The sequence below is a fragment of the Acinetobacter sp. NIPH 298 genome, from assembly GCF_000369505.1.
GTDB lineage: Bacteria > Pseudomonadota > Gammaproteobacteria > Pseudomonadales > Moraxellaceae > Acinetobacter.
This window is the reverse complement of record NZ_KB850055.1, coordinates 136,685-159,194: the sequence shown is the minus strand read 5'-3', so window position 1 is coordinate 159,194 and position 22,510 is coordinate 136,685. Positions and strand designations below refer to the sequence as shown.

The window sequence follows — 22,510 nt, the reverse complement described above, 5'->3', positions numbered from 1 at the left end:
TTATGCTCCCATGTCGAAACCCCTACCTCAGCAACAGCTCGATCTTGTTTACGGGCTGAATGATCGCCCGAAACCTTTTGTTGCATTTTTAGCCGCTTTGCAACATCTTTTAGCCATTTTAGTCCCGATTATTACCCCCGGATTACTGATTTGTCTCGCACTTGGTGTCTCTCGTGAAGACACCAATATGATTTTATCGATGTCTCTCATCATTTCAGGCATTGCTACTTTTTTACAGTGTAAAAAAGTAGGGCCTTTCGGTGCGGGATTATTAATTGTTCAGGGGACAAGTTTTAATTTTATTGGTCCAATCATTGGTATTGGTAGTGCAATGGTGGCTGCTGGCACGCCTGTTGAACAAGTGATGGCTGCCATTTTCGGGGTTGTGATTGCAGGTTCATTTATCGAAATGGGTGTTTCACGCATTTTACCTTGGGTCAAAAAACTGATTACGCCTTTGGTTACGGGTATCGTGGTTCTGCTGATTGGTTTGACCTTGATTAAAGAAGGTTTGATTAGCATGGGTGGTGGTTATACCGCGATGCAGAATCAAACATTCGCCAATGCTGATAATTTAATCATGTCATGTACCGTACTTGGCATCATTATTTTGCTGAATCGTATTCGTATTATTTGGGTGAAAAGTTCAGCAATTTTGATCGCCTTGGTGATCGGTTATATTCTTGCAGGATTTATGGGGCATTTAGATTTTTCTGTTTTAAATGATGCACCGCTTGTGCAAGTTCCTACCCCGATGCATTTTGGTTTAAGTTTTTCTTGGAGCTTATTTATTCCAATGGCATTTATTTATTTAGTCACTTCACTTGAAGCGATTGGCGATGTCACTGCAACCAGTAAAATTTCAAATCAACCCGTTGATGGTCCGATTTGGATGCAGCGAATTAAAGGTGGCGTACTGGTCAATGGTGCAAATTCATTCTTAGCAGGTATCTTCAATACTTTCCCGAGTTCAGTTTTTGCCCAAAATAATGGGGTGATTCAGCTCACAGGTGTCGCGAGTCGATATGTGGGTCTTTGGATTGCTGCTCTGCTGGTCATTTTAGGGCTATTCCCTGCTGTTTCAGCTGTGATCCAAGCGGTCCCTCAAGCTGTTTTAGGTGGCGCGGTAATGGTTATGTTCGGTGCTGTTGCAGCTTCTGGCATCAACATCCTGTCAGGGATTCATTTGGATCGTCGTGCCTTGTTAATCATTTCAATTTCTCTAGCTTTAGGTCTAGGGGTTGCACAAGTTCCACAGATTCTTGAACACCTACCCGAATTATTTAAAAATATTTTTAGCTCTGGTGTCGCAACAGGCGGTATTGCCGCTTTGATTTTAAATATAGTTTTACCTGAAACGCATAAATAATCATCCAACCTCGACACTTACCCAGTTTCACGACTGGGTTTTGTTTTGATGAGAGATCAATATGGATCCACGTAGTGAAGTCGTCTTACGTCAACAAGATTATTTAAATGGGCATATCTTATTGATTAATGCCCCGAATGATCAACTCGCCAAAGAACTACCCAGCCAAGCACAAGCATCTGTATGGACTTGGAACTTTGCTGAGCATCAAGGCTTTTTAAATGCTGGAATTTCATCACATTTCTCAGTTGAATTTCCTCAAGCTGTCTTTGAACAAGTCATTATTTTTGTGCCTAAATCAAAGGAATTGTTGAACTATATTCTGCATGTGGTGGTGAGCCATTTACAGCAAGGTCAGCACGTTTTTCTCGTTGGTGAGAAAAAAGGTGGGGTTGAACGTGCAGCAAAACAATTACAGCAGTATGGTCAAACACAGAAATTAGATAGTGCGCGTCACTGTCAACTTTGGCACATGAAAATTGAAAAAACTGAACAATTGAAACCACTAGATTACTGGTTAAAAACCTATACCGTACAAGTGAATCAAGATCGTTTAGAAGTTTGCGCACTGCCCGGTGTATTTAGCCAAGATCATTTGGATATTGGAACGGCCGTATTAGTTCCTTACCTTGATCAAGTAAAATCGGGTAAGATTGCCGACTTTGGCTGCGGTGCTGGGATTATTAGTGCATATTTGGCCAAACTAAATCCACAGCAACAAATTTTTGCGCTTGATATTGATGCATTTGCATTACGGTCAACTGAAATGACGTTTCAGCGAAATGGGCTAAATTTAGATCAGTTACACCTTCAACCTGTAACAGGCTTTGGTGATGCACCCAAAGATTTGGCTGCGATTGTCAGCAATCCGCCTTTCCATCAGGGAATCTATACCGATTACGATGCCAGTGAAGCGCTATGCAAGCTTGCAAAATCACACCTAAAACGTTCAGGTGAATTATGGATCGTCGCAAATCGTTTTTTGAATTATCAGCCACTTATTGAACAAAGCTTTGGTCAATGTGTCATCAAAACTGACCAACAAGGGTTCAAGGTTCTATATGCCAGTGCGAAATATAAAGTTTAAGGAATTTTTATGAGCGATACATCTGCTCCCCAACACCTTCAGCGTAAGCTCGGCGCTCGCCACCTCAATATGATTGCCATTGGTGGATCAATTGGTACTGGCTTATTCCTTGCTTCAGGCTCTACCATTGCAAATGCTGGCCCTGGTGGTGCATTGCTGGCCTATGCATTGATTGGTCTGATGATTTATTTCTTGATGACCAGTTTAGGCGAATTGGCAACACACACCCCAACATCAGGTGCATTTTTCACTTATGGTAGTCGTTATGTTGAGCATGGCTTTGGTTTCGCCTTAGGTTGGAATTATTGGTATAACTGGGCCATTACCGTTGCTTTTGAACTTGTCGCTGTACAATTCATCATGAAATTTTGGTTCCCAGATCTTCCTGGTTTTTACTGGAGTGCGATTTTCCTTGCGATTATTTTTGGGATCAACTCGTTAACAGTTAAAGGCTTTGGTGAGAGCGAGTTCTGGTTCTCCATGATCAAAGTGATTGCAATCATCGTCTTTATTATCATTGGTATTGCCATGATTGTTAAAATCATGCTCACGCCAAATGTTGCTGCTTTTTCCAATTGGACCTATCAAGACGCGCCCTTTGTAGGTGGTCTGCAAGCCATGATTGGTGTAGCAATGATTGCGGGATTCTCTTTCCAAGGTACAGAAATGGTCGGGGTCGCTGCGGGTGAATCAAAAGATCCGAAGAAAACAATTCCTTTGGCAATCAAACAGATTTTTTGGCGTATCCTCTTATTCTATATTCTATGTATTTTCATCATTGGTACACTGGTCAGTTACGATGATCCAATGCTATTAAAAGCTGCTGCAAGTGAAGATATTGCGTTGTCACCTTTCACCTTACTGTATGAAAAAGCAGGCTTTGCTTTTGCAGCCAGTTTGATGAATGCGGTCATTCTCAGTGCGATTTTGTCTGCTGGCAACTCAGGCATGTATTCTTCGACTCGTATGTTATGGAATATGGCACGTGAAGGAAGAGCGCCTAAACTCTTCTCCAAACTTGATCGTCGTGGCGTACCGATGAATGCACTCTATGCGACAACTGCCGTTGCTGCATTATGTTTTTTGACAACCTTTATGGGCGAAAAGCAGGTTTTTAACTGGTTGCTCAATATGTCAGGCATGTGTGGCTTTATTGTCTGGTTAGGGATTGCGATTTCACACTATCGTTTCCGTAAAGGATATATTTTACAAGGCTACAAGCTGGAAGACCTCGCCTATCGCGCCAAGTTCTTCCCATTTGCACCGTGGTTTGCATTTATTCTTTGCTCAATCATCATCCTTGGTCAAAACTATGAGGCCGTGCTCGGTGGAAAAATTGATTGGCTTGGAGTTTTATCCACCTATATCAGTATTCCTCTATTTTTGGCAATCTGGCTCGGTTATAAGTGGAAACATAAAAGCAAGTTAATCGCTTATAAAGATATGAATGTGAAAGCAGGTGAATAAATCATTGATTTATACTTGACTGAACACAAAATATGAGTAGAATCTCTGCTCATATTTTCAACGGCACTATTATATAGGAGGACGACATATGCCATTACAACTAGGAAACACATTGTAAGATTTGGCACTGTCACCTCACGGACAAGTGGTGAATCTTCATGATCACTTGTCCGAATGTCTATTTAAACCTAGCATTCGCTAGGTTTTTTTATGCCTATTCGGACAAAAAAATAAAATGACCGAGATAAGAAAATGGGCATACAAAAAATACTGAATGCTGATGCTCTATATGGCGTTCCAGTGAAAATCTTCACCAACGACATTGATAGTGAAAGCATTGAACAACTCAAAAAAATGGCACAACTGCAATTTATATATTCACATATTGCAGTGATGCCTGATGTACATGTCGGTAAAGGCGCAACTGTTGGTAGTGTAATTCCCACCAAGCACGCCATTATTCCTGCGGCAGTCGGGGTGGATATCGGCTGTGGAATGAATGCGATTCGACTCAATCTAAAAGCATCACAATTGCCAGATCACCTTGCACCATTGCGACATGCAATCGAACGCAAAGTTCCTGTGGGTTTTGAACTGCATAAACAGATCAAAGCCAAAGCTTCGAGCATTATCCCTTTGGAAAAACGCTTACAGCCTATTATCAAAAAGCATCCAGGCTTGGTGCGGATGTTAAGAAAGTTTGACGCGACTTGGCAGAAACAACTCGGTACGTTGGGTGGAGGTAATCACTTTATTGAACTGTGCTTAGATGAAAATCAGGACGTCTGGGTAATGTTACATTCTGGAAGCCGAGGTTTAGGTAATGTGATTGGCACATACTTTATTGAACTGGCGAAGAAAGAAGCTCAGCATCGTTTTGGTCATGTTCCAGAAAAAGATTTAAGTTACTTTGCCGAAGGTTCGAACAGCTTTGATGACTATGTAGAAGCTGTGCAATGGGCGCAAGAATACGCTTATGAAAATCGTCGCGAAATGATGCGGTTAATCCTAGAAGCGATCCGTCCGCTTCTACCACCCTTTCAAATGACCAAGGAAGCGATTAATTGCCACCACAACTACGTCAGTCGGGAAAATCACTTTGGTGAAGATCTATTCATTACTCGAAAAGGTGCTATTCGAGCAGGTTTAGACGAATTAGGCATTATCCCCGGTTCAATGGGAGCACGCTCTTATATTGTCAAAGGCAAGGCCAATCCTGAATCGTTCTGCTCATGTTCACATGGTGCTGGACGGAAAATGAGTCGCAATAAAGCGAAGTTACTGTTTAGCCAAGAGGATCTTATTCAACAAACCCAAGGCATTGAATGCCGTAAAGATGCGGGGGTGATTGATGAAATCCCAAGCGCATACAAAGATATTGATCAAGTGATGGCAAACCAATCAGAACTGATCGAAGTCGTTCATACACTTAAACAAATTTTATGTATCAAAGGATAATCAAATGAAACTGAAAGAGATGCCAAAAATCAAAGTTCGCAATCCTGTAGCTTTGTCCCCTTTACTAAAGAAAGGAGGGATTCACGAAACAGAAAAGCCACGCGCACAACACCGTCGCGATCGTCAACAAGCCAAACAACAATTGAATAAAGGTGTTTGGTAGACACATTTTTTGATAAAATGAGTAAAACTGAGGAGAAATAAAATGAATATTTACAGCGTATCGACAATAAAAAAAGCGACTCAAATGAGTCGCTTTTTTTATTATCAATGACTTGAAATTATTGACCTGGTTGAACTAAAACAGTACGGCTACCAGAAATCGCAGCGAATACGCGACGGTTCATAGCACGACCTTCTTTAGTTTTGTTGTCAGCAATCGGTTGATCCCAAGCGAAACCTTGAGTAGACAAACGAGATGCATCAACATTGTATTCATTTACAAGTGATGATTTAACTGAGTTAGCACGAGCCAATGATAAACGTTCGTTTAATGCACGTGGACCAGTGTTATCTGTATGACCTTCAATACGAGCAGTCGCATTCGGGTACTCAGCTAACTTCTCTGCTACTTTCGCAATCTCAGACTTGTATTGTGGCTTGATGTCTGATTTATTTGTATCAAAGAATACGCGAAGTTCCATGTTAAGATCTTCGGTCAACTCTTGTGGCTGTGGAGCAACTGGAGTTGGTTCAACTGGAGCAACTTCTACGACTGGCGCAGCAGGCTTCAAGTGACCACCAAGAACTACGTTTAAACCAGCAAGTGCTGTATAGTTCCAGAAGTCTTCATCGATGTTATAAGTACCACGAGCTTCAGTACGAAGAGATAAAGCATCGTTCAAGCGCCAGAAAGCACCGATACCAGCATTACCCAAAGTACCTTCTTCTTTCAAACCACGACCAGCACGACCTAACTGAGTATCAGTTGCATCGGTGAACGAGTATTTATAGTGACCAGCACCTAATAAAACATAAGGTTTGATTTTGCTGTCATAGTTTTTAGTGATCAAATCAGAAGTAACATAGAAGTTACCGTTGATTTGTTGTTGCTTATATTCAGAGTTAGCAGCAGCGCTATCAACGTCGCCTTTAACTTGGTTATATTCAACTTCAAAACCTAACCAAGGTGTTAATTCCACACCAATAGCAGCACCAACGAATAAATCGTCTTGTAATTCACCGCTACTAGTTAAATTTTCAGAACCATTGTTGTGCTTAGTGTCTTGGAATGTGTAACCAAGCAATAATGGAGTAATTGTTACGCCCGCATTAGCAGCAGCTAAGGGAGCAGCAACAAGCATAGCAAGTGCGATACGACTCAATTTCATGGATATCCTCCAGAGATAACAATTGTTTGTTGTTCAAGCTCAGCCTATGATTTTTGGCCCCTGAGAACAAGGTATGTTCCACAGTATTTTTTTTAAGCTATTCACTTCACTTTGAATCATACAAACACTTGATGAATTTTCCAAGTGCTTGATAACCTTAACCTCGTAAATTATTGACAAATTTTCTTACAATTTCCGTTGTAGTTCAGTAATTTTTAATTCAAAGCGATAGAGAGAATAGCTTATTGTTCACTGTCTTTGATTTTAGCAGTCTTTGTAGTACGAAGTAATCATTAGTTTGTCTAAATACTAAACTTAACAGAATAAATACAGCCGTTACTTAACACTTTGTTAATAAAAAAATTACAGAAATATTATATGGGTCAAACAATGTTTAAAATTTTAGGTCTCACAATCAGTGAATTAATCACGTGTATCGCAATTTTTGCAATTTTAGTGTGTCTCAGTCTACCCCATTTTAATGACTTAATGATGTCAAATGAAGCCATTCAACTCAAAAGAACACTCACAATTCATATACAAAAATCAAAAGCTGATGCACAAACCTATCGAAGAAATGTGACGCTGTGCGCAAGTCAAGATTTATTGACCTGTGATCGGGATTGGAATAAAGGATTTATAAGCTTCATTGATACAAATAACAATCGACAACGTGATCCCAGTGAGACCCTCCTCTATGCCACACCACTTAACTATAAATATGGAAGCTTAGACTGGAGAGGTACACTAAGAATCAATTCGATTACTTTCCAAGGCGATAGTGGGTTACCGAGAGGTTCAAATGGTAGTTTCTTTTATTGTGCAAATTCCCCCAAATATCATACGCGAATAAAATTAAGCCAAATGGGTCAAATTACCCCTGAACCTCTAGCCACTTGCTAAGAACTGTTCAGTCTAGCTTAAGCGATGTAAAACACTTTCTTCATTGCTTTTTTTTACTATACTGCATAGGTTTTGAACATTCTCTGCAAACGAATTATTTGCTACAAACTATAAAGTCTGGAGACACATAATGACTGACATCGTAATTGTCAACGGCGCTCGTACAGCAATGGGCGGCTTCCAAGGTGCATTATCAAGCGCAACTGCACCTGAATTAGGTGCAATCACAATTAAAGAAGCAATTGCTCGCTCAGGCCTACAACCCACTGATGTAGAAGAAGTCATCATGGGTTGCGTTTTACCAGCAGGCTTAAAACAAGGTCCTGCTCGCCAAGCAATGCGTAAAGCAGGTCTGCCAGACTCTACAGGTGCCGTGACCATCAATAAACTGTGTGGTTCAGGCATGAAAGCCGTCATGCAAGCAGCCGATATGATTAAAGCTGGCAGTGCAGAAATCGTTGTTGCTGGCGGTATGGAGTCAATGACCAATGCACCTTATGTTTTACCAAAAGCGCGTGCGGGTTATCGCATGGGTCATGGTGAAATTAAAGATCACATGTTCTTTGATGGTTTAGAAGATGCTGAAACTGGTCGTTTAATGGGTTCATTTGCGCAAGATATGGCAAACAAACGCAGTTATACACGTGAGCAAATGGATGACTTTGCCATCCGTTCATTGAAGCGTGCACAAAAAGCCATTACTGAAGGCTATTTCAAAGACGAAATCGTTGCAGTCACCGTATCGAGCCGCAAAGGCGATGTTGTGGTTGATCAAGATGAACAACCATTAAATGCAAAAATTGATAAAATTCCAAGTTTAAAACCTGCTTTTGCAAAAGATGGAACGATCACAGCAGCAAATGCCAGCTCAATTTCTGATGGCGCATCTGCTTTAGTATTAACATCAAGTGATGTTGCTGCTCAGCGTGGGTTACAACCTTTAGCAAAAATCGTAGCAACGGCTTCAAACTCTCAACATCCATCTGAATTTACCATTGCGCCAGTTGGTGCAATCGAAAAAGCCTTGAAAAAGGCAGGTTGGGATGCACAAGACGTTGATCTATGGGAAATCAATGAAGCGTTTGCGATGGTCACCATGTGTCCAATCGATGATTTCAAACTCGATGCAGAAAAAGTCAATATCAATGGTGGTGCATGTGCACTTGGTCACCCTGTGGGTTCTACAGGTTCGCGTATCATCTTGACACTGATCCATGCGCTTAAACGCACTGGTGGTAAGAAAGGTGTTGCGGCACTTTGTATCGGTGGTGGTGAAGCAACGGCGGTTGCGATCGAATTGATCTAAGTTCTAACCGATCTCATAAAAGATCTTGCTTCATGCAGGATCTTTTATTTTCAGAATTACAAAATAATAATCAACCAATCGTTAAATTCCCGCTATGTTATGCATTGTATAAAAAAACAACAATGGAGCTATCTTATGCAACTGAATCATTATTTAAATTTTCAAGGACAAACTGAGCAGGCATTTAATTTTTACAAATCAGTTTTTGGTGGTGAGTTTGCAATGATCAGCCGCTATGGTGACTTACCGCCTGAAGAAGGTGTGACATTGACTGAGGAGGAGAAAAATTCCATTCTCCATGTCTCTTTACCAATCAATGACTTCACGGTACTGATGGCTTCAGACGTCAATAATCAATTTTGTGCCCCAAACAGCATATTCACGCAAGGGAATAATCACTATATATCCATCAATTTAGATGCAGATGAAATGGATGAAGCTAAACGTTTATTTGATTCCCTTTCTGTCAATGGCCAAATCGAAATGCCGCTAGAACAGACCTTTTGGGGCGCACTGTATGGTGCTTTTACCGATCAATTTGGAGTGAAATGGATGGTGAACTGTCAACTTGACTCAACCATTTAAGGCTTCCCAAACTTTTGATGCAATATGCCCCATATTGCATCATTTTTCTTTGATCAACTTAAATATTTCTCTAGTACTTTCTTTACACCCTTTTCTTCAAAAATTTCAGGATACTTTTGCACAAAGATCGGCAGATGTTGTTTCATCTCAACTTTCTGTCCCACTGTCCATCTTGGCGGATAGGTTTTATAGTGCAAAAACTGTAAACGGCATCTGACTTCATAATCAAAGTTCTGCTGTTCTCGTTCACTTTGTATGTATGGTTCTTGTGTCACAAACCAGTAAACCTGATCCCATAAATCATAATCTTGGGTCAAATTTAATCTTTGCTCAAGTGATATACTCTCTTTAAGCAATTGAATATATTGCACTAACTCATCTAAAGTGGGTTGCATTCCACTATACGTTTTTGCTTTAAAAAACTGATGGGGCAATAACTTTTGTTGAGTTGATTGTAAATAGGATAGATATTGATCAAACTGAATAAACTTCTGTTTAACTGCATATAAAACCAAAGCATTGCTAATTTGCTGAGTTTCAATTTTTTCAATGATCTTAAAAAATTGGGCTTGATCCCCTTTAAATAATATCCATTGATAGGCTCGAATTTTTGCCTGTTGCGAGTTAAGCAACTCAATTGGATGTTGATTAAAATATTCTTGAAAATCAAATTTCTGTTGTCTAAGTACAAAATAAGCATAATCCATCACGGATAAAAAACGACTATGCCATAGTTCAATCACATCTTCGGGATTCAGAATTTGTCGTTGATATAGAACATCAAATAAATGATATTTCACCTCTCTAAATTTGCTGTGTTTTAATTCAAAAACTAACGTTTGCTCCGATTCATTTTTAATAATATGAGCTAACCAAAATTTACGCACCAGTTGATCTTTGGCATTTTTGCATAACTCAAGTAACTGTTTTGATTCAATCCATTGATATCGTTCAATATAAGTCAACAACACTCTAGGCAACTGACCTTGTTCAGAAATTAATATGCGCTGTAAATACTCTTGATTTTTTGCGACTTCATTAAGTAACAAATTTTCAATTTCAGGAACAGTGCGTACCCGTTGTTGTACTGCTACAATCTCTAAAAAATAATCGAGACACAGTTGAGCAAATTCAGGATGTTGACTCCAACGCTGAATATGTTTAGCCGCTAAGTTTCGATTGATTTCCACGTAATCACTTAAACGAAAGAGTAAAGCAGGAAATAATGCTTGGTCATAGCAATCCTTTAAATGCTCTAATGTACGTTGTCGTGTGTAACCATCATAAGATCTCAATGAGCATAGCAACTCATCTAAACTCATTGTTATAAATGGAATTTGTACAATTTTTGGTGTAGGCATACTTGCTATGCGTATTTGCTCATCAAATGCTTGGCGTTCTGCCAATATTTCTGCTGTATCTCGATAAGGTTCAGGATACCCAAATATCTTTTTAAGGAATTTAAACATTTTCGTTCTGATTCAAGTGTTATATTTTTTATAACAAACTCTAAAATCGCTGTCACCCCTTGCTTGCATAAAAACTCACATTTAAATATTGAATAACTCCTATTCAACCCAGTCAAATCAATAATTGCTATATGGAAAATCCCCATCCATAAAAAAAGCTGAACCGTAGTTCAGCTTTTTTCATTTTCAGACGACTTATGCACCAGTCTGATAACTTGCTTGTGGTACAGCTGTTGAAGCTTGATAAGGATTGGTAAAATCTTGAAGCCCAGCTGCTGCTTCATGAATATCTTTACCCTCTTTCACCACAAAGGTATCAAATCCAGAGCGTTTTAAATAATTTAAAACATCCTTAAAGATATCGCCCACCGCACGTAACTCACCTTGGTAACCTTGACGACGCAATAACGCAGCAAATGAATAACCACGACCATCGTTAAAACCCGCAAACTCAATGAAAATGGCATCAAAATCATTTAATGGAAATTGATGCGTTTCAGGAGAATCATTCACGGTCAAATAAAGTGCTTTTTTACCTTGCACATTTTCCAATTGATCGATTTGCGCAGTTGTTACAACCACATCACCTTGAGGAATCACACCATCTTCAGCGATGGCTTGATAAGTATTGTCGGCAATGGTGCCATCTTTAGAAAGCACTTGTAGCGTTGTATTAAGCATAAGCACGCTCCTTAAATGGTTGAATCCCCACACGACGATAGGTATCGATAAAACGCTCACCTTCTGTACGTAAATCAAGATAAGTATTCAAAATCTCTTCAATCACATCAGGGACAACGTCCGCAGCAAAAGATGGCCCTAAAATATCACCAATCGATGCATCATGATCTGCATGACCGCCTAAAGTGATTTGATAGAACTCTGCACCTTTTTTATCGACACCGAGGATTCCGATATTACCGACATGGTGATGACCACAGGCATTCATACAACCAGAGATATTCAGATCAAGTTCGCCTAGATTGTAAACAGTATCTAAGTCATCAAAACGACGTGTAATGGCTTCTGAAATTGGAATCGATTTGGCATTTGCCAATGAACAGAAATCACCACCCGGACAGCAAATGATGTCCGTAATAAAACCAATATGCGCACGCGCCATATCGTTTTGGTCAAGTGTTTGCCACAATTCGAACAAATCTTTTTGTGGAACATCAACCAGTGAAATATTCTGTTCGTGTGTGGTACGGAACTCACCAAAAGTATACTTATCCGCTAAATCTGCGATTAAGTTCATTTCTTCAGAAGTTACATCACCTGGTGCAATACCTGCCCGTTTCAAAGAAATCGTCACGATACGATAGCCTTTGACTTTATGGGCATTGGTGTTGACGTTAAACCATTGTTTGAATTTTGGATACTCAGCAAACAATGCAGTAAAATCTTGGTCTTCTAAAGCTTGATAATCAAATGGCGTAAATTCTTGATCTAGTTTTTTCAAGATTTCAGGTTGAATCTTTAATGATTCACGGGTGTGTTCAAATTCAGCTTCAACTTTTTGTGCAAATACTTCAGGCGTTAATGCCTTTACTAAAATTTTGATACGCGCTTTGTATTTGTTATCACGACGACCATGTAAATTGTAGACACGTAAAGTCGCTTCCAAATAAGCAATCAAATCTTCGCGTGGTAAAAACTCACGAATGACATTACCAATAATCGGTGTACGACCTAAGCCACCACCAACCATGATTTTATAACCCATTTCGCCCGCTTCATTACGTACCAAATAAATACCAATATCGTGGAATGCAGTTGCCGCGCGATCTTTTTCTTCTAAAGCAGAAACAGCGATCTTGAATTTACGAGGTAAAAAGGCAAACTCAGGATGGAAAGTACTCCACTGGCGAATCAACTCACAGGTCGGTCGTGGATCTGCAACTTCACCTGCAACCACACCTGCAAATTGGTCAGTTGTGGTATTACGGATACAGTTACCAGAGGTTTGAACGGCATGCATTTGAACAGTTGCAAGTTCAGCAAGAATATCAGGCACATTTTCTAATGCAGGCCAGTTCAATTGAATATTTTGACGGGTTGATACGTGAGCATAACCACGATCATATTCAGTCGCAATTTCTGCAATTTTACGTAACTGTTTAGAATTCATTAAGCCATACGGCACAGCGATACGCAGCATTGGCGCATAGCGTTGCACATATAAACCATTTTGCAAACGTAATGGACGGTACTCATCTTCAGTCAATTTTCCCGCTAAATAGCGTTCTGTTTGATCACGGAACTGAGCAACACGTTGATTAATCAATTGTTGATCGAAATCAGTATATAAATACATGGCGTACGGCTAGTAAATTCATGATAAAGGCGACTAGCATAACCAGCTTTCCTTCATCAACAAAATGCTTTTTTTGCATATTTAATAACTGTTTTATTGATAAGCCTATATCACGACTCAAAAAAAAGCCCAGATGAATCTGGGCTTTCAATCTCCCCTAGCCCCTCTTTTATAAAGAGGGGAACTCCTCCCTTTATGAAAGGGAGGCTGGGAGGGATTTAAGGCAATGCATACGCAACGAGATAATCACCCATTTTTGTACCAAATGAACCATGTCCACCAGCCATAATCACCACGTATTGTTTGCCATTAATTTCATAAGTCATTGGTGTTGCTTGTCCACCCGCAGGTAAACGCGCTTCCCATAACTTATCACCATTACTGACATTAAATGCGCGAATATAATTATCTTGTGTCGCTGCTACGAACATCACATTACCCGCAGTCGACATTGGACCGCCTAGTCCTGGCACACCAATTTTTACAGGTGGTAATTGGAATAATGTTGGCAAACTATCACGAATCGTACCGATACGTTTCTTCCAAACCACATCATGGGTCTTCAGGTCGACACCAGCAACAAAGCCCCAAGCTGGTTGCTTACATGGCAAGCCAAATGGTGAGAGGAACGGGCTAATATCAACACCATAAGGCGTACCATACATTGGCTGCATACCGTGTTCAGTACCCGCACCACGCGCAACCGCTTGACGATTTGGGTCTGCTGGTATTAAACGACTTACAAACGGTAAGCCAATTGGATTCATGACTGCAACTTGACGATCCGCATTGACTGACATGCCGCCCCACTCAAACACACCTAAGTTACCCGGGAAAACTAAAGTACCATTTTCAGATGGTGGCGTATAAATACCATCGTAGTTCAGACGTTTAAATTTCACACGACACATGAGCTGATCAAACATCGTGGCACCCCACATGTCTTTATCAGTTAACTTATCTTTCGGTGCTAAATTAAAGTCAGAGAACGGCTGAGTTTTTGCGTAAAACTCACCTTTGGTTTGTGGTCCCCATTTCACTGTTTGCGGTACTGGTTTCTCATTAATCGGTACAACCGTCTCACCAGTACGGCGATCTAACACAAATACATTACCTGTTTTTGTTAATACATAAATCGCAGGAATGGTTTGACCAGATTTATCTTGAATATCAGCGAGCGAAGGTTGCGATGGTACATCCATATCCCACAAATCATGATGTGTGGTTTGGAAATGCCAGACCAACTTACCTGTGGTTGCGTTAATTGCGAGCATTGAGTTGGCATAACGCTCTTTTAACTCAGTACGATCTCCGCCCCAAATATCAGGGGTACCCACACCTGTCGGCACGTAGACAATATCAAGTTTTGCGTCATAGGCAAGTGGCGCCCATGCATTCGGAGAGTTGTGAACAAAAGTTCCACCCTCACCTGGCAATGCATTTGGATTTTCAGCACCCGTATCAAATGCCCACAGCAATTTACCTGTATTTACGTCATAACCACGAATGACACCAGATGGTTCTTTATTCGAGTGGTTATCTGTCACAGAGCCTGCAATCACTACAGTTGTACCTGATACCACTCCCGGTGAAGTCGGGTTATAGCCACCCGGATAGGCAAAAGGCATAAAGGCTTGTAAATCGACTTCACCATTGTCACCAAAGTCAGAGCATGCTTTACCCGTATCTGCATTGACCGCAACCAAACGACCATCATTGACAGGAACAAAGACTTTACGCGGACATTCTGTCGAACTTGATTTTTTAGCCTGTAAGCTTGTTGCAAACTTGGTGGTATTATCCGCATCGTAGTACATCACACCACGACAGGTTAAGTGTTGGAAGGTTTTATCCGTTTTCAGTTTTGGATCAAAGCGCCATTTTTCTTGACCTGTTGCAGGATCAATCGCAATTAAATGCTGATGTGGCGTACACATAAACAGATTATTACCAATTTTGATCGGTGTAACCTGATTGGTGGTTTCACCTGAATCATTTTCGGTTCTAAAATCACCAGTACGGAAAGTCCAAGCAACTTTCAAATCTTTGACATTTTGGTCATTAATCTGTGCAAGTGGAGAATAACGCTCGCCACCTTGGCTACGACCATAAGCTGGCCAATCCTCAGGTGCAATCCCTTCAAGCGCTTTTGCTTGTTCAGGTTGCGGTGTTTCAATCACACCATTAATCTCTTGTGGATCATTAAAGATCGAATACACCATTACCACGATAGCAATCGCCAAAGTAGAGGATAATGCAACTTTACTTGAGGTCAGATTATCAATTCCTCGCGTTACCGCAGGAACTAAAAGCCACAAGCCTAATATACCTAATATATCTAGACGTGGTGCTAGTGCCCAAAAGTCAGTACCAACTTCCCAAACACCCCACACCACACTGCCTAACATCAAAGCTGCATAAACCCATAAAGGTCCAGATGCGCGCTTATACAGTTGCACTGCTACGATAAGCAACAACACACCAGCAATTACATAATAAAAAGACCCGCCGATTGCTGCGAGCCAGATACCGCCAACGAGCAAGAACAATGCAATGAGGGCAAGAATTATTACCGTCAATGTTCTAAGCCCCGATTTTGAAGCAGATTGATTCATACGATCACCTTGCATCTTTTGTATTTTGAGGTCCATCAACAAGACGATCAATCTTGTAAATGGTCGAGTTCAAATCACAACGAAAAACCTTGCAGATCTCACCCAATAGATGAATCAAATCTGCAAAATTTTTCGAATGTAGAATTAGAAAATAGTTTGGAACTTAATGCCGCCAACCCACGTTTTATCGCCATTCTTCAATGCACCCACATGGTGTACATATTGAATATTTGGTCGAATGGTTAGCCAGTTAGTCGCATGAATGCCGTAATACAATTCAGTGTTGTATTCTTCATTCAATAAACTGTTGTTTTTGTCATTGGCATGAATACGCGCAACACCCAAAGCAAGTTCGTCTTGGGGACGTTGATCAAGTAAGCCTTTATAAATCAAACCGACATTTTGCATGTCTTTGACTGAGTTGGTTTTAGAATCATGCACCGTGACATTGACGAAACCTGTTAGACCACGATCAGATTGACCATCATGACGGGTTAACTGTTGCTTGGCAGTAAACCAACCACCCTGCTTATGTGAAGTTTTCGCTGGATTCGCAATTTCTTCAGCATCCGCTGTACTGTAGTAATAGCCAAAACGATATTCACCAGCTAAAGCTAGCGAGCCTAATTTTGGTGTCCAAACCACTTCTGCTGGAATAATCGCACCATGAGAGCCATCAGTACTTAAGTTAAAACCTTTGCCGCGCTGCAAATTTTCAGGGTTATATTCATATGCCCCGATTTGCGCATAAAGATCTGGTTGTAGGTTATATTTGACACGTAATGCCCACTGGCTCACAGGCCAGTTGTACCATTGGTCACCCACCCAGTTACCGACTTGTGAACCACATAGTGCTAAGTTTTGGAAATCACAATCAAAACTGTTGAAATCTGCACCTTCACCAAAACGCCCGACTTTAATATCGAGCGCTTGATCTAAAAATTTCTTTTTGATCCACAATTCAGATAAGCGCCAAGTTTGACCACGCCCCCAGACTTCTTGTGCAGAACTTAAGTGTCCTTGCAAGCCATCTGCAGTTTGCGACAATGACTGACCATCACGATAAGTTAAAGTGAGTTGTGCTTCGGTGTCTTGCCAACCTAAAATTTTATTTAGGTCGAGATGCGTGCCTAAAGCCAACTGTCCAGTATATTCACTGCCATGACTAGAATGCTGTTTGGAGTCTAAAACTCCTGCGAATTCACCCGTGTAACCTGCAGAAAACTGATAACCCTGTTCCTGTAACGCAGTGCGTTGACCGTTCCAATCACCAAACATCCACTGACCATTTGGATCAAATGCTGCGGCTGCTTGAGTATGATGTGAAAAAAGACTCAATGATAGAACGGATAAACAAGAAACAATCATAGATTTAGAGATTGTCATGTTTACGTAACCTTTTATGTTATTGTCTATAAAAGGTTACTCCGATTTTTAAATAACAATTTATTCAAAATGTTAACGATCTGTACAATATTTTAACAATCAGTGATTATATGCACATATTTTCTACCATTTACCCTCTCCCAAGCCCTGACCAATAAAAGTATATTTCATTTTGGAGCGAGAAAATTGAATCGGACAACCCAATTGAGGTTCGGTCTGTTCAGCATTCTCAGATACCGGAACATCCACGACCCAACCGCGTTGTTGAGCAATCGGCGAAACCAATGCCTCATCCAGCGTTAATACAGGTTCTACGCAAATATCTAACGCTTGGAATAAAGACTGCCAATCTGCAAAATCTTGAGTTTTAAACTTTTGCTGCAACGCTTGTTTAACCGCGTTGCGATCGTCTGGATCGAATGATGTGCCTTTTGCCAAAAGTAATGGCAACTCTAAAGCAGCAGCTAAACCAGCCATGAATTGAGGTTCTAAACTCCCAACTGAGAAATAGCGACCATCTTTGGTTTCATAATAGTCATAGAAACTCGCGCCGTTTAACATTCCAGCTTCAGGTGCTTGTGGTGTTTTCCCAGCAAGACTGGCTGAAGCAGCCATACTATTTAGACTCGCCACACAATCGGTCATGGAAATATCAATATATTGTCCCATACCACTGCGTTGGCGCTCTACAACTGCGGCTAAGATTCCAATCACAGCATGTAAAGAACCACCTGCAACATCAGCAATTTGAATCCCCAGTGGCGGTGGTCCACTGTCTTGACGCCCACTATGACCTGAAATACCAGCCAGAGCTAAATAGTTAATATCATGCCCCGCTCGATCCTTATATCCTCCCGTTTGACCATAGCCCGTAATCGAACAATAAATTAAACGTGGATTTATCTCTGCCAAGGTTTCATAATCCAACCCTAGACGGCGCATTACATCAGGACGGAACTGCTCAAGCACAATATCAAACTCAGAAATTTTATTTTTGATCAGTTCAATATTTGCCGCATCTTTCAGATCCAATGCAATCGACTGCTTATTTCGGTTGAGATAACTGTGTGCAGTGGCTTGACCATTGGCATAGGGTGGCATAATCCTTACAAGATCTGGACGCGTTGGAGATTCAACATGGATCACTTCTGCACCCATGTCTGCTAGATACATACTGGCAAATGGACCTGGTAATAATGTGGAAAAATCTAGGACTTTCAATCCCTTTAGTGCAGATGGCATAATAATTTTTACTCAATTTGTTCAAATTTTCTTTTATACTAGGTGTGGATAAACACAAAAACAATGTCATGTTCAGCCATTTACCTTGATAGTTTCGGCAATTTAACATGTACGCATTGGGCAATTATTTTTATTGTCAATTGCCCAATTTGATATTTTAGACGGTTATTTAGGTCAATTATCGTGAATAGTAAAGAAACTGAAGGATTCAATATGAGCCGTGATACGATCAGCATCCACTTCGTGAATGCGGCTTTAACAGGTGTAAAACGCCTAGGCATGGACGTTGAAACATTACTTTCACATGTCGGTATAGAAGCTGAGCTGCTGCGACAACCCAAAGCGCGGATCTCCCCAGAGCAGTACACTCGCTTTGTCAAAATGTTATGGATGGTGACCCAAGACGAGCATGTTGGTTTCGATGTCCAACCGCGTCGTTTAGGTACATTTGCCATCATGTGCCAATTAATAATTCACTCGAAGACACTTGGACAAGCACTTGAGCTGTCATCCCAATTCTACAAACTATTTGGTGATGAATGGTCAGTAAGCTTAGAACGCGATAAACATGAAGCGCGTTTGGTTCCACATATTCCTAAAGCATTAGACCCAGATCATTTTATCACTGAAAGTATGCTGATGATTTGGCATGGACTTGCCTCATGGTTGATTGAACGTCGTTTACCCTTAGAACGTGTTCATTTTGGTTATGAGCGTCCAAATCATGCCGATGAATATGATGCGCTGTTTTTTGCGCCTGTGATGCAGTTTGATGCGCCACGTACCGAAATTACTTTTGCTGCAGATTATCTTGATTTACCCATTCGTCAAGATGACAAAAGTTTAGAAGAATTCTTGAAAGCTGCGCCAGCTCAGTTATTGGTGAAATTCAAAAATACCAACTCGCTGACGTCACGTATTCGTGATGTGCTAAAAAGCCAAATTGGCGAGGAAATGCCAACACTCAATGATGTTGCGTCAATGTTGTATTTATCCCCACAAACCTTGCGTCGTCGTTTAGCAGCCGAAGGTAAGAGCTATCAAGGTGTGAAAGATGCATTACGTCGTGATGCTGCGATTCACTTATTGTTGACGCCGAATCTCACCCTTGAAGATGTTGCTCAACAGGTCGGCTTTAGTGAAACCAGTACTTTCCATCGTGCTTTCAAGAAATGGACTGGTGTCACTCCGGGTTTATATCGCCAGTTGCATGGACATCATAATTAATTAATTCGATATAGTGTTCAACTTATCAAAGTTGAACACTTATTAAAAATTATGGTATTTATCTACCATAGTTATCAACAATCAAAATGAATAATGATTTTAAAAAAAGGTGATTTTTCACACCCTCAAGTTCAGGAATTAATTCGTATCCATTTATATGGTATGCATCAAAACACTCCGATTGAAAATAGTTTTGCATTAAATCTAGACAGTCTACAAAAGGACAGTATTAGTTTTTATACTCTTTGGAATGAAGACAAATTATTAGGTTGCGGCGCTATTCAAGAATTGACACATCAACATGCTGAACTCAAATCAATGCGAACTCATCCTCATTATTTGCGCAATGGGGTAGCCACGCAAATTCTAGATTATTTATTAAGAATAGCAAAACAACGTCAATATCAAAAAATCAGTTTAGAAACTGGAAAAGATTCAAACTTTGATGCCGCAATCCATCTGTATAAAAAGTTTGGTTTTATACAAGGGGAGGCTTTTGCTGAATACACAGAATCTGAGTACAGCCAATTTTTTCATTTAGATTTATCAAATAAATGAAAGCAGTATATCTATTCTGTAAATAGCCACTGCTCTATTCCTTTGGGATAAATAAGATGTCATTCCGACATATCCATAATCTGCTGTAAAAATACTGCCGCCTGCTTAGGTGAAGTTAAACGAATAAATCGAATATGCTGATATTTGGGATTTTGCATCATTTCTAAATATTTCTTTCGATTTTTGGCATGATGATTCATCATCCATAAGATGATGGAATCTTTAGATAGAAAACTTTTCCTAAAACTTTCTCGATTGTTAGAATTAGCCCATAATCTTTTTTGCGTAGCAGCTCGGATGATTGCTCGTTTTACTGAACGATAAAGATTTAAAGAAAATGAATAATCCAACCAAATAATCGTATCAATATACTTTAATTTTATATCTTGAGTCCGTGAATAGTTACCATCCAAAACCCATCCATCTTTTGCTTGGTCCATTTGCTTTTGCAATTTAGAAAAAAATTCATCATCTGATGTTTCTTGCCAATCATCCAACCAAAATAAGTCATCCATTTCGATAAGCATGAATCCTCGTTTTTGTGCTAACTGACGGGAAAACGTTGTTTTGCCAGAAGCAGTTGTTCCTACAACATTAATGAATTTCATCAAGATAATTGGGTTGAATTATGGCTGTCTATTTTACTGAACAATTCACTTGCTAGACAATCCAATAAATTGGCGAAAAACATCAGATTTGCCAATGTTTATCATCATTGCACTGACATTTAAATTGAGTACACTCAATACACAACAATTTTAAGGTGACACAAGGAAAAGCTATGAGCGAGGCCTATATTATTGATGCCATTCGCACACCACGCGGAAAAGGAAAAAAAGACGGCTCACTGCATGAAGTCAAACCTATTACTTTACTCACAACATTACTCAATGAATTACAACAACGTCATCAACTCGATACCTCAAAAGTCGATGATATCGTTTTAGGTTGTGTAACCCCTGTTGCTGACCAAGGCGGTGATATTGCCAAAACCGCAGCGATTGCAGCAGGTTGGAATGATGATGTTGCAGGTGTCCAAATCAACCGTTTCTGTGCGTCTGGTTTAGAAGCCGTAAATATGGCAGCACAAAAAGTACGCTCAGGTTGGGAAGATATTGTGGTTGCTGGTGGTGTTGAATCAATGTCACGTATCCCAATGGGTTCAGATGGTGGTCCATGGGCGCTTGATCCTGAAACCAACTTAAAATCATCTTTTGTTCCTCAAGGTGTTGGCGCTGACCTGATCGCAACGCTTGATGGTTATAGCCGCGAAGATGTCGATGCTTTTGCTGTGGCTTCACAACAAAAAGCAGCAGCGGCACAAGCCAATGGCTATTTTGATAAATCTGTAGTCCCTATCAAAGATCATTCAGGCGTAATGATCTTAGACAAAGACGAGTTCATTCGAGGCAACACCACCGTTGAAGGTTTGGCAAAACTGAATGCCAGCTTTGAAATGATGGGACAAATGGGTTTCGATGCAGTTGCACTACAGAAATATCCAGAAGCGCAAAAAATTAACCATGTGCATCACGCAGGTAACTCATCAGGTATCGTGGATGGTGCAGCAGTTGTATTGCTTGCTTCTGAAAAAGCAGTTAAAGAACAAGGCTTAAAACCTCGTGCCAAAGTACTTGCAACCGCATTGGTGGGTACAGATCCAACCATTATGTTGACTGGTCCTGCACCTGCTGCACGTAAAGCATTAGCCAAAGCTGGTTTAACCATTGATGACATTGACTTATTTGAAGTAAATGAAGCTTTTGCCGCAGTGGTTATGCGTTTTATCACTGAACTTAAAGTTCCTGCTGAGAAAGTTAACGTCAATGGTGGTGCAATCGCAATGGGCCATCCATTGGGTGCAACTGGTGCAATGATCTTAGGCACTTTACTTGATGAATTAGAGCGTCAAGGCAAAAAACGTGGTCTGGCAACTTTATGTGTTGGTGGTGGTATGGGCATCGCTACCATTATTGAGTTGGTGTAAATCACTCAAAACCTCCCTGAAATATGAGACTCGGAAACGTCATTCGCAACCTGAGCAAGCCAAAGCGGCTAAAGCTTTGGCTCAGCGCAAGACAAACAAAGTGCGTAGTTTATGCTCAAGCATAGCTTTCGCCTTGCGGTACGGCAAAGATTATTAATCTTTGCTATTCGTACCTCAGGTTTTGCGAATGACAATGGTTTTGC

19 protein-coding genes are annotated in these 22,510 nt (G+C 40.5%); 11 read left to right on the top strand and 8 right to left on the bottom strand.

Annotation, left to right across the window (positions count from 1 at the left end):
• The first annotated feature begins 10 nt into the window (after nt 1-10).
• The 5 genes from F903_RS05665 to F903_RS16650 all read left to right on the top strand — a co-directional run bounded on the left by F903_RS05665 (nt 11) and on the right by F903_RS16650 (nt 5,544).
• On the top strand, nt 11-1,369 hold the full coding sequence (locus tag F903_RS05665; protein ID WP_005195391.1) for a uracil-xanthine permease family protein: 1,359 nt from the start codon (nt 11-13) through the stop codon (nt 1,367-1,369).
• 61 nt (nt 1,370-1,430) lie between these two features.
• A complete protein-coding gene (locus F903_RS05660; protein WP_005195390.1) occupies nt 1,431-2,456 on the top strand; it encodes a methyltransferase in 1,026 nt (341 codons plus the stop codon).
• 9 nt (nt 2,457-2,465) lie between these two features.
• The gene (locus F903_RS05655) at nt 2,466-3,923 is read left to right on the top strand and encodes an amino acid permease (protein ID WP_005195389.1); all 1,458 of its coding nucleotides are present in this window, start codon (nt 2,466-2,468) and stop codon (nt 3,921-3,923) included.
• Nucleotides 3,924-4,175: 252 nt separating this feature from the next.
• A complete protein-coding gene (locus F903_RS05650; RefSeq protein WP_005195388.1) occupies nt 4,176-5,381 on the top strand; it encodes an RtcB family protein in 1,206 nt (401 codons plus the stop codon).
• Between the two features lie 4 nt (nt 5,382-5,385).
• Nucleotides 5,386-5,544, top strand: a complete 159-nt coding sequence (locus F903_RS16650) for a hypothetical protein (RefSeq protein WP_004669472.1) — start codon at nt 5,386-5,388, stop codon at nt 5,542-5,544.
• 118 nt (nt 5,545-5,662) lie between these two features.
• Here the strand turns inward: F903_RS16650 and omp38 are convergent, their stop codons facing one another.
• On the bottom strand, nt 5,663-6,712 hold the full coding sequence (gene omp38, locus F903_RS05645) for an outer membrane protein Omp38 (RefSeq protein WP_005195387.1): 1,050 nt from the start codon (nt 6,710-6,712) through the stop codon (nt 5,663-5,665).
• 390 nt (nt 6,713-7,102) lie between these two features.
• Here omp38 and F903_RS05640 point away from each other — a divergent pair, with 390 nt between their 5' ends.
• The 3 genes from F903_RS05640 (at nt 7,103) to F903_RS05630 (ending at nt 9,506) form a co-directional block, all read left to right on the top strand.
• The gene (locus F903_RS05640) at nt 7,103-7,615 is read left to right on the top strand and encodes a GspH/FimT family pseudopilin (RefSeq protein ID WP_171063397.1); all 513 of its coding nucleotides are present in this window, start codon (nt 7,103-7,105) and stop codon (nt 7,613-7,615) included.
• A 130-nt stretch (nt 7,616-7,745) separates the two neighbouring features.
• Nucleotides 7,746-8,921, top strand: a complete 1,176-nt coding sequence (locus F903_RS05635) for a thiolase family protein (protein WP_005195386.1) — start codon at nt 7,746-7,748, stop codon at nt 8,919-8,921.
• 135 nt (nt 8,922-9,056) lie between these two features.
• Nucleotides 9,057-9,506 (top strand): VOC family protein, encoded by a 450-nt coding sequence (locus F903_RS05630; RefSeq protein WP_005195385.1) that lies wholly within the window; start codon nt 9,057-9,059, stop codon nt 9,504-9,506.
• Between the two features lie 53 nt (nt 9,507-9,559).
• Here F903_RS05630 and F903_RS05625 read toward each other — a convergent pair whose 3' ends face one another.
• The 6 genes from F903_RS05625 to F903_RS05600 form a co-directional block, all read right to left on the bottom strand.
• Nucleotides 9,560-10,975 (bottom strand): hypothetical protein, encoded by a 1,416-nt coding sequence (locus tag F903_RS05625; RefSeq protein ID WP_005195383.1) that lies wholly within the window; start codon nt 10,973-10,975, stop codon nt 9,560-9,562.
• A 195-nt stretch (nt 10,976-11,170) separates the two neighbouring features.
• Nucleotides 11,171-11,656, bottom strand: a complete 486-nt coding sequence (locus F903_RS05620; protein WP_005195382.1) for a DUF934 domain-containing protein — start codon at nt 11,654-11,656, stop codon at nt 11,171-11,173.
• On the bottom strand, nt 11,649-13,292 hold the full coding sequence (locus F903_RS05615) for a nitrite/sulfite reductase (RefSeq protein ID WP_004669479.1): 1,644 nt from the start codon (nt 13,290-13,292) through the stop codon (nt 11,649-11,651). Before F903_RS05615 ends, F903_RS05620 begins: the two co-directional genes overlap by 8 nt.
• 218 nt (nt 13,293-13,510) lie before the next feature.
• Complete coding sequence (locus tag F903_RS05610) at nt 13,511-15,907, bottom strand: glucose/quinate/shikimate family membrane-bound PQQ-dependent dehydrogenase (protein WP_034595109.1); 2,397 nt, start codon at nt 15,905-15,907, stop codon at nt 13,511-13,513.
• A 144-nt stretch (nt 15,908-16,051) separates the two neighbouring features.
• On the bottom strand, nt 16,052-17,272 hold the full coding sequence (locus tag F903_RS05605; protein WP_171065255.1) for a carbohydrate porin: 1,221 nt from the start codon (nt 17,270-17,272) through the stop codon (nt 16,052-16,054).
• A gap of 144 nt (nt 17,273-17,416) precedes the next feature.
• Nucleotides 17,417-18,535, bottom strand: coding sequence for a CaiB/BaiF CoA transferase family protein (locus F903_RS05600; protein ID WP_005195377.1), 1,119 nt, complete (start codon nt 18,533-18,535; stop codon nt 17,417-17,419).
• A gap of 213 nt (nt 18,536-18,748) precedes the next feature.
• On the opposite strand from F903_RS05600, the gene F903_RS05595 reads away from it, so the two are divergent.
• Nucleotides 18,749-19,762: an AraC family transcriptional regulator gene (locus tag F903_RS05595; RefSeq protein WP_005195376.1), complete on the top strand. Its 1,014-nt coding sequence runs from the start codon at nt 18,749-18,751 to the stop codon at nt 19,760-19,762.
• A gap of 93 nt (nt 19,763-19,855) precedes the next feature.
• Nucleotides 19,856-20,320: a GNAT family N-acetyltransferase gene (locus F903_RS05590; RefSeq protein ID WP_005195375.1), complete on the top strand. Its 465-nt coding sequence runs from the start codon at nt 19,856-19,858 to the stop codon at nt 20,318-20,320.
• Between the two features lie 59 nt (nt 20,321-20,379).
• Here F903_RS05590 and F903_RS05585 read toward each other — a convergent pair whose 3' ends face one another.
• Complete coding sequence (locus F903_RS05585; protein WP_005195374.1) at nt 20,380-20,928, bottom strand: P-loop NTPase family protein; 549 nt, start codon at nt 20,926-20,928, stop codon at nt 20,380-20,382.
• Between the two features lie 173 nt (nt 20,929-21,101).
• Between F903_RS05585 and F903_RS05580 the strand changes: the two genes are divergently transcribed.
• Complete coding sequence (locus F903_RS05580; protein ID WP_005195372.1) at nt 21,102-22,307, top strand: acetyl-CoA C-acetyltransferase; 1,206 nt, start codon at nt 21,102-21,104, stop codon at nt 22,305-22,307.
• Nucleotides 22,308-22,510: the final 203 nt, after the last annotated feature.

Coding starts and splice junctions, on each gene's coding strand:
- F903_RS05590 (WP_005195375.1), top strand. CDS start 19,856: ATGATTTTAAAAAAAGGTGATTTTTCACACCCTCAAGTTCAGGAATTA.
- F903_RS05655 (WP_005195389.1), top strand. CDS start 2,466: ATGAGCGATACATCTGCTCCCCAACACCTTCAGCGTAAGCTCGGCGCT.
- F903_RS05665 (WP_005195391.1), top strand. CDS start 11: ATGTCGAAACCCCTACCTCAGCAACAGCTCGATCTTGTTTACGGGCTG.
- F903_RS05600 (WP_005195377.1), bottom strand. CDS start 18,535: ATGCCATCTGCACTAAAGGGATTGAAAGTCCTAGATTTTTCCACATTA.
- F903_RS05660 (WP_005195390.1), top strand. CDS start 1,431: ATGGATCCACGTAGTGAAGTCGTCTTACGTCAACAAGATTATTTAAAT.
- F903_RS05595 (WP_005195376.1), top strand. CDS start 18,749: ATGAGCCGTGATACGATCAGCATCCACTTCGTGAATGCGGCTTTAACA.
- F903_RS05650 (WP_005195388.1), top strand. CDS start 4,176: ATGGGCATACAAAAAATACTGAATGCTGATGCTCTATATGGCGTTCCA.
- F903_RS05580 (WP_005195372.1), top strand. CDS start 21,102: ATGAGCGAGGCCTATATTATTGATGCCATTCGCACACCACGCGGAAAA.
- omp38 (WP_005195387.1), bottom strand. CDS start 6,712: ATGAAATTGAGTCGTATCGCACTTGCTATGCTTGTTGCTGCTCCCTTA.
- F903_RS05615 (WP_004669479.1), bottom strand. CDS start 13,292: ATGTATTTATATACTGATTTCGATCAACAATTGATTAATCAACGTGTT.
- F903_RS05635 (WP_005195386.1), top strand. CDS start 7,746: ATGACTGACATCGTAATTGTCAACGGCGCTCGTACAGCAATGGGCGGC.
- F903_RS05625 (WP_005195383.1), bottom strand. CDS start 10,975: ATGTTTAAATTCCTTAAAAAGATATTTGGGTATCCTGAACCTTATCGA.
- F903_RS05620 (WP_005195382.1), bottom strand. CDS start 11,656: ATGCTTAATACAACGCTACAAGTGCTTTCTAAAGATGGCACCATTGCC.
- F903_RS16650 (WP_004669472.1), top strand. CDS start 5,386: ATGAAACTGAAAGAGATGCCAAAAATCAAAGTTCGCAATCCTGTAGCT.
- F903_RS05585 (WP_005195374.1), bottom strand. CDS start 20,928: ATGAAATTCATTAATGTTGTAGGAACAACTGCTTCTGGCAAAACAACG.
- F903_RS05630 (WP_005195385.1), top strand. CDS start 9,057: ATGCAACTGAATCATTATTTAAATTTTCAAGGACAAACTGAGCAGGCA.
- F903_RS05610 (WP_034595109.1), bottom strand. CDS start 15,907: ATGAATCAATCTGCTTCAAAATCGGGGCTTAGAACATTGACGGTAATA.
- F903_RS05640 (WP_171063397.1), top strand. CDS start 7,103: ATGTTTAAAATTTTAGGTCTCACAATCAGTGAATTAATCACGTGTATC.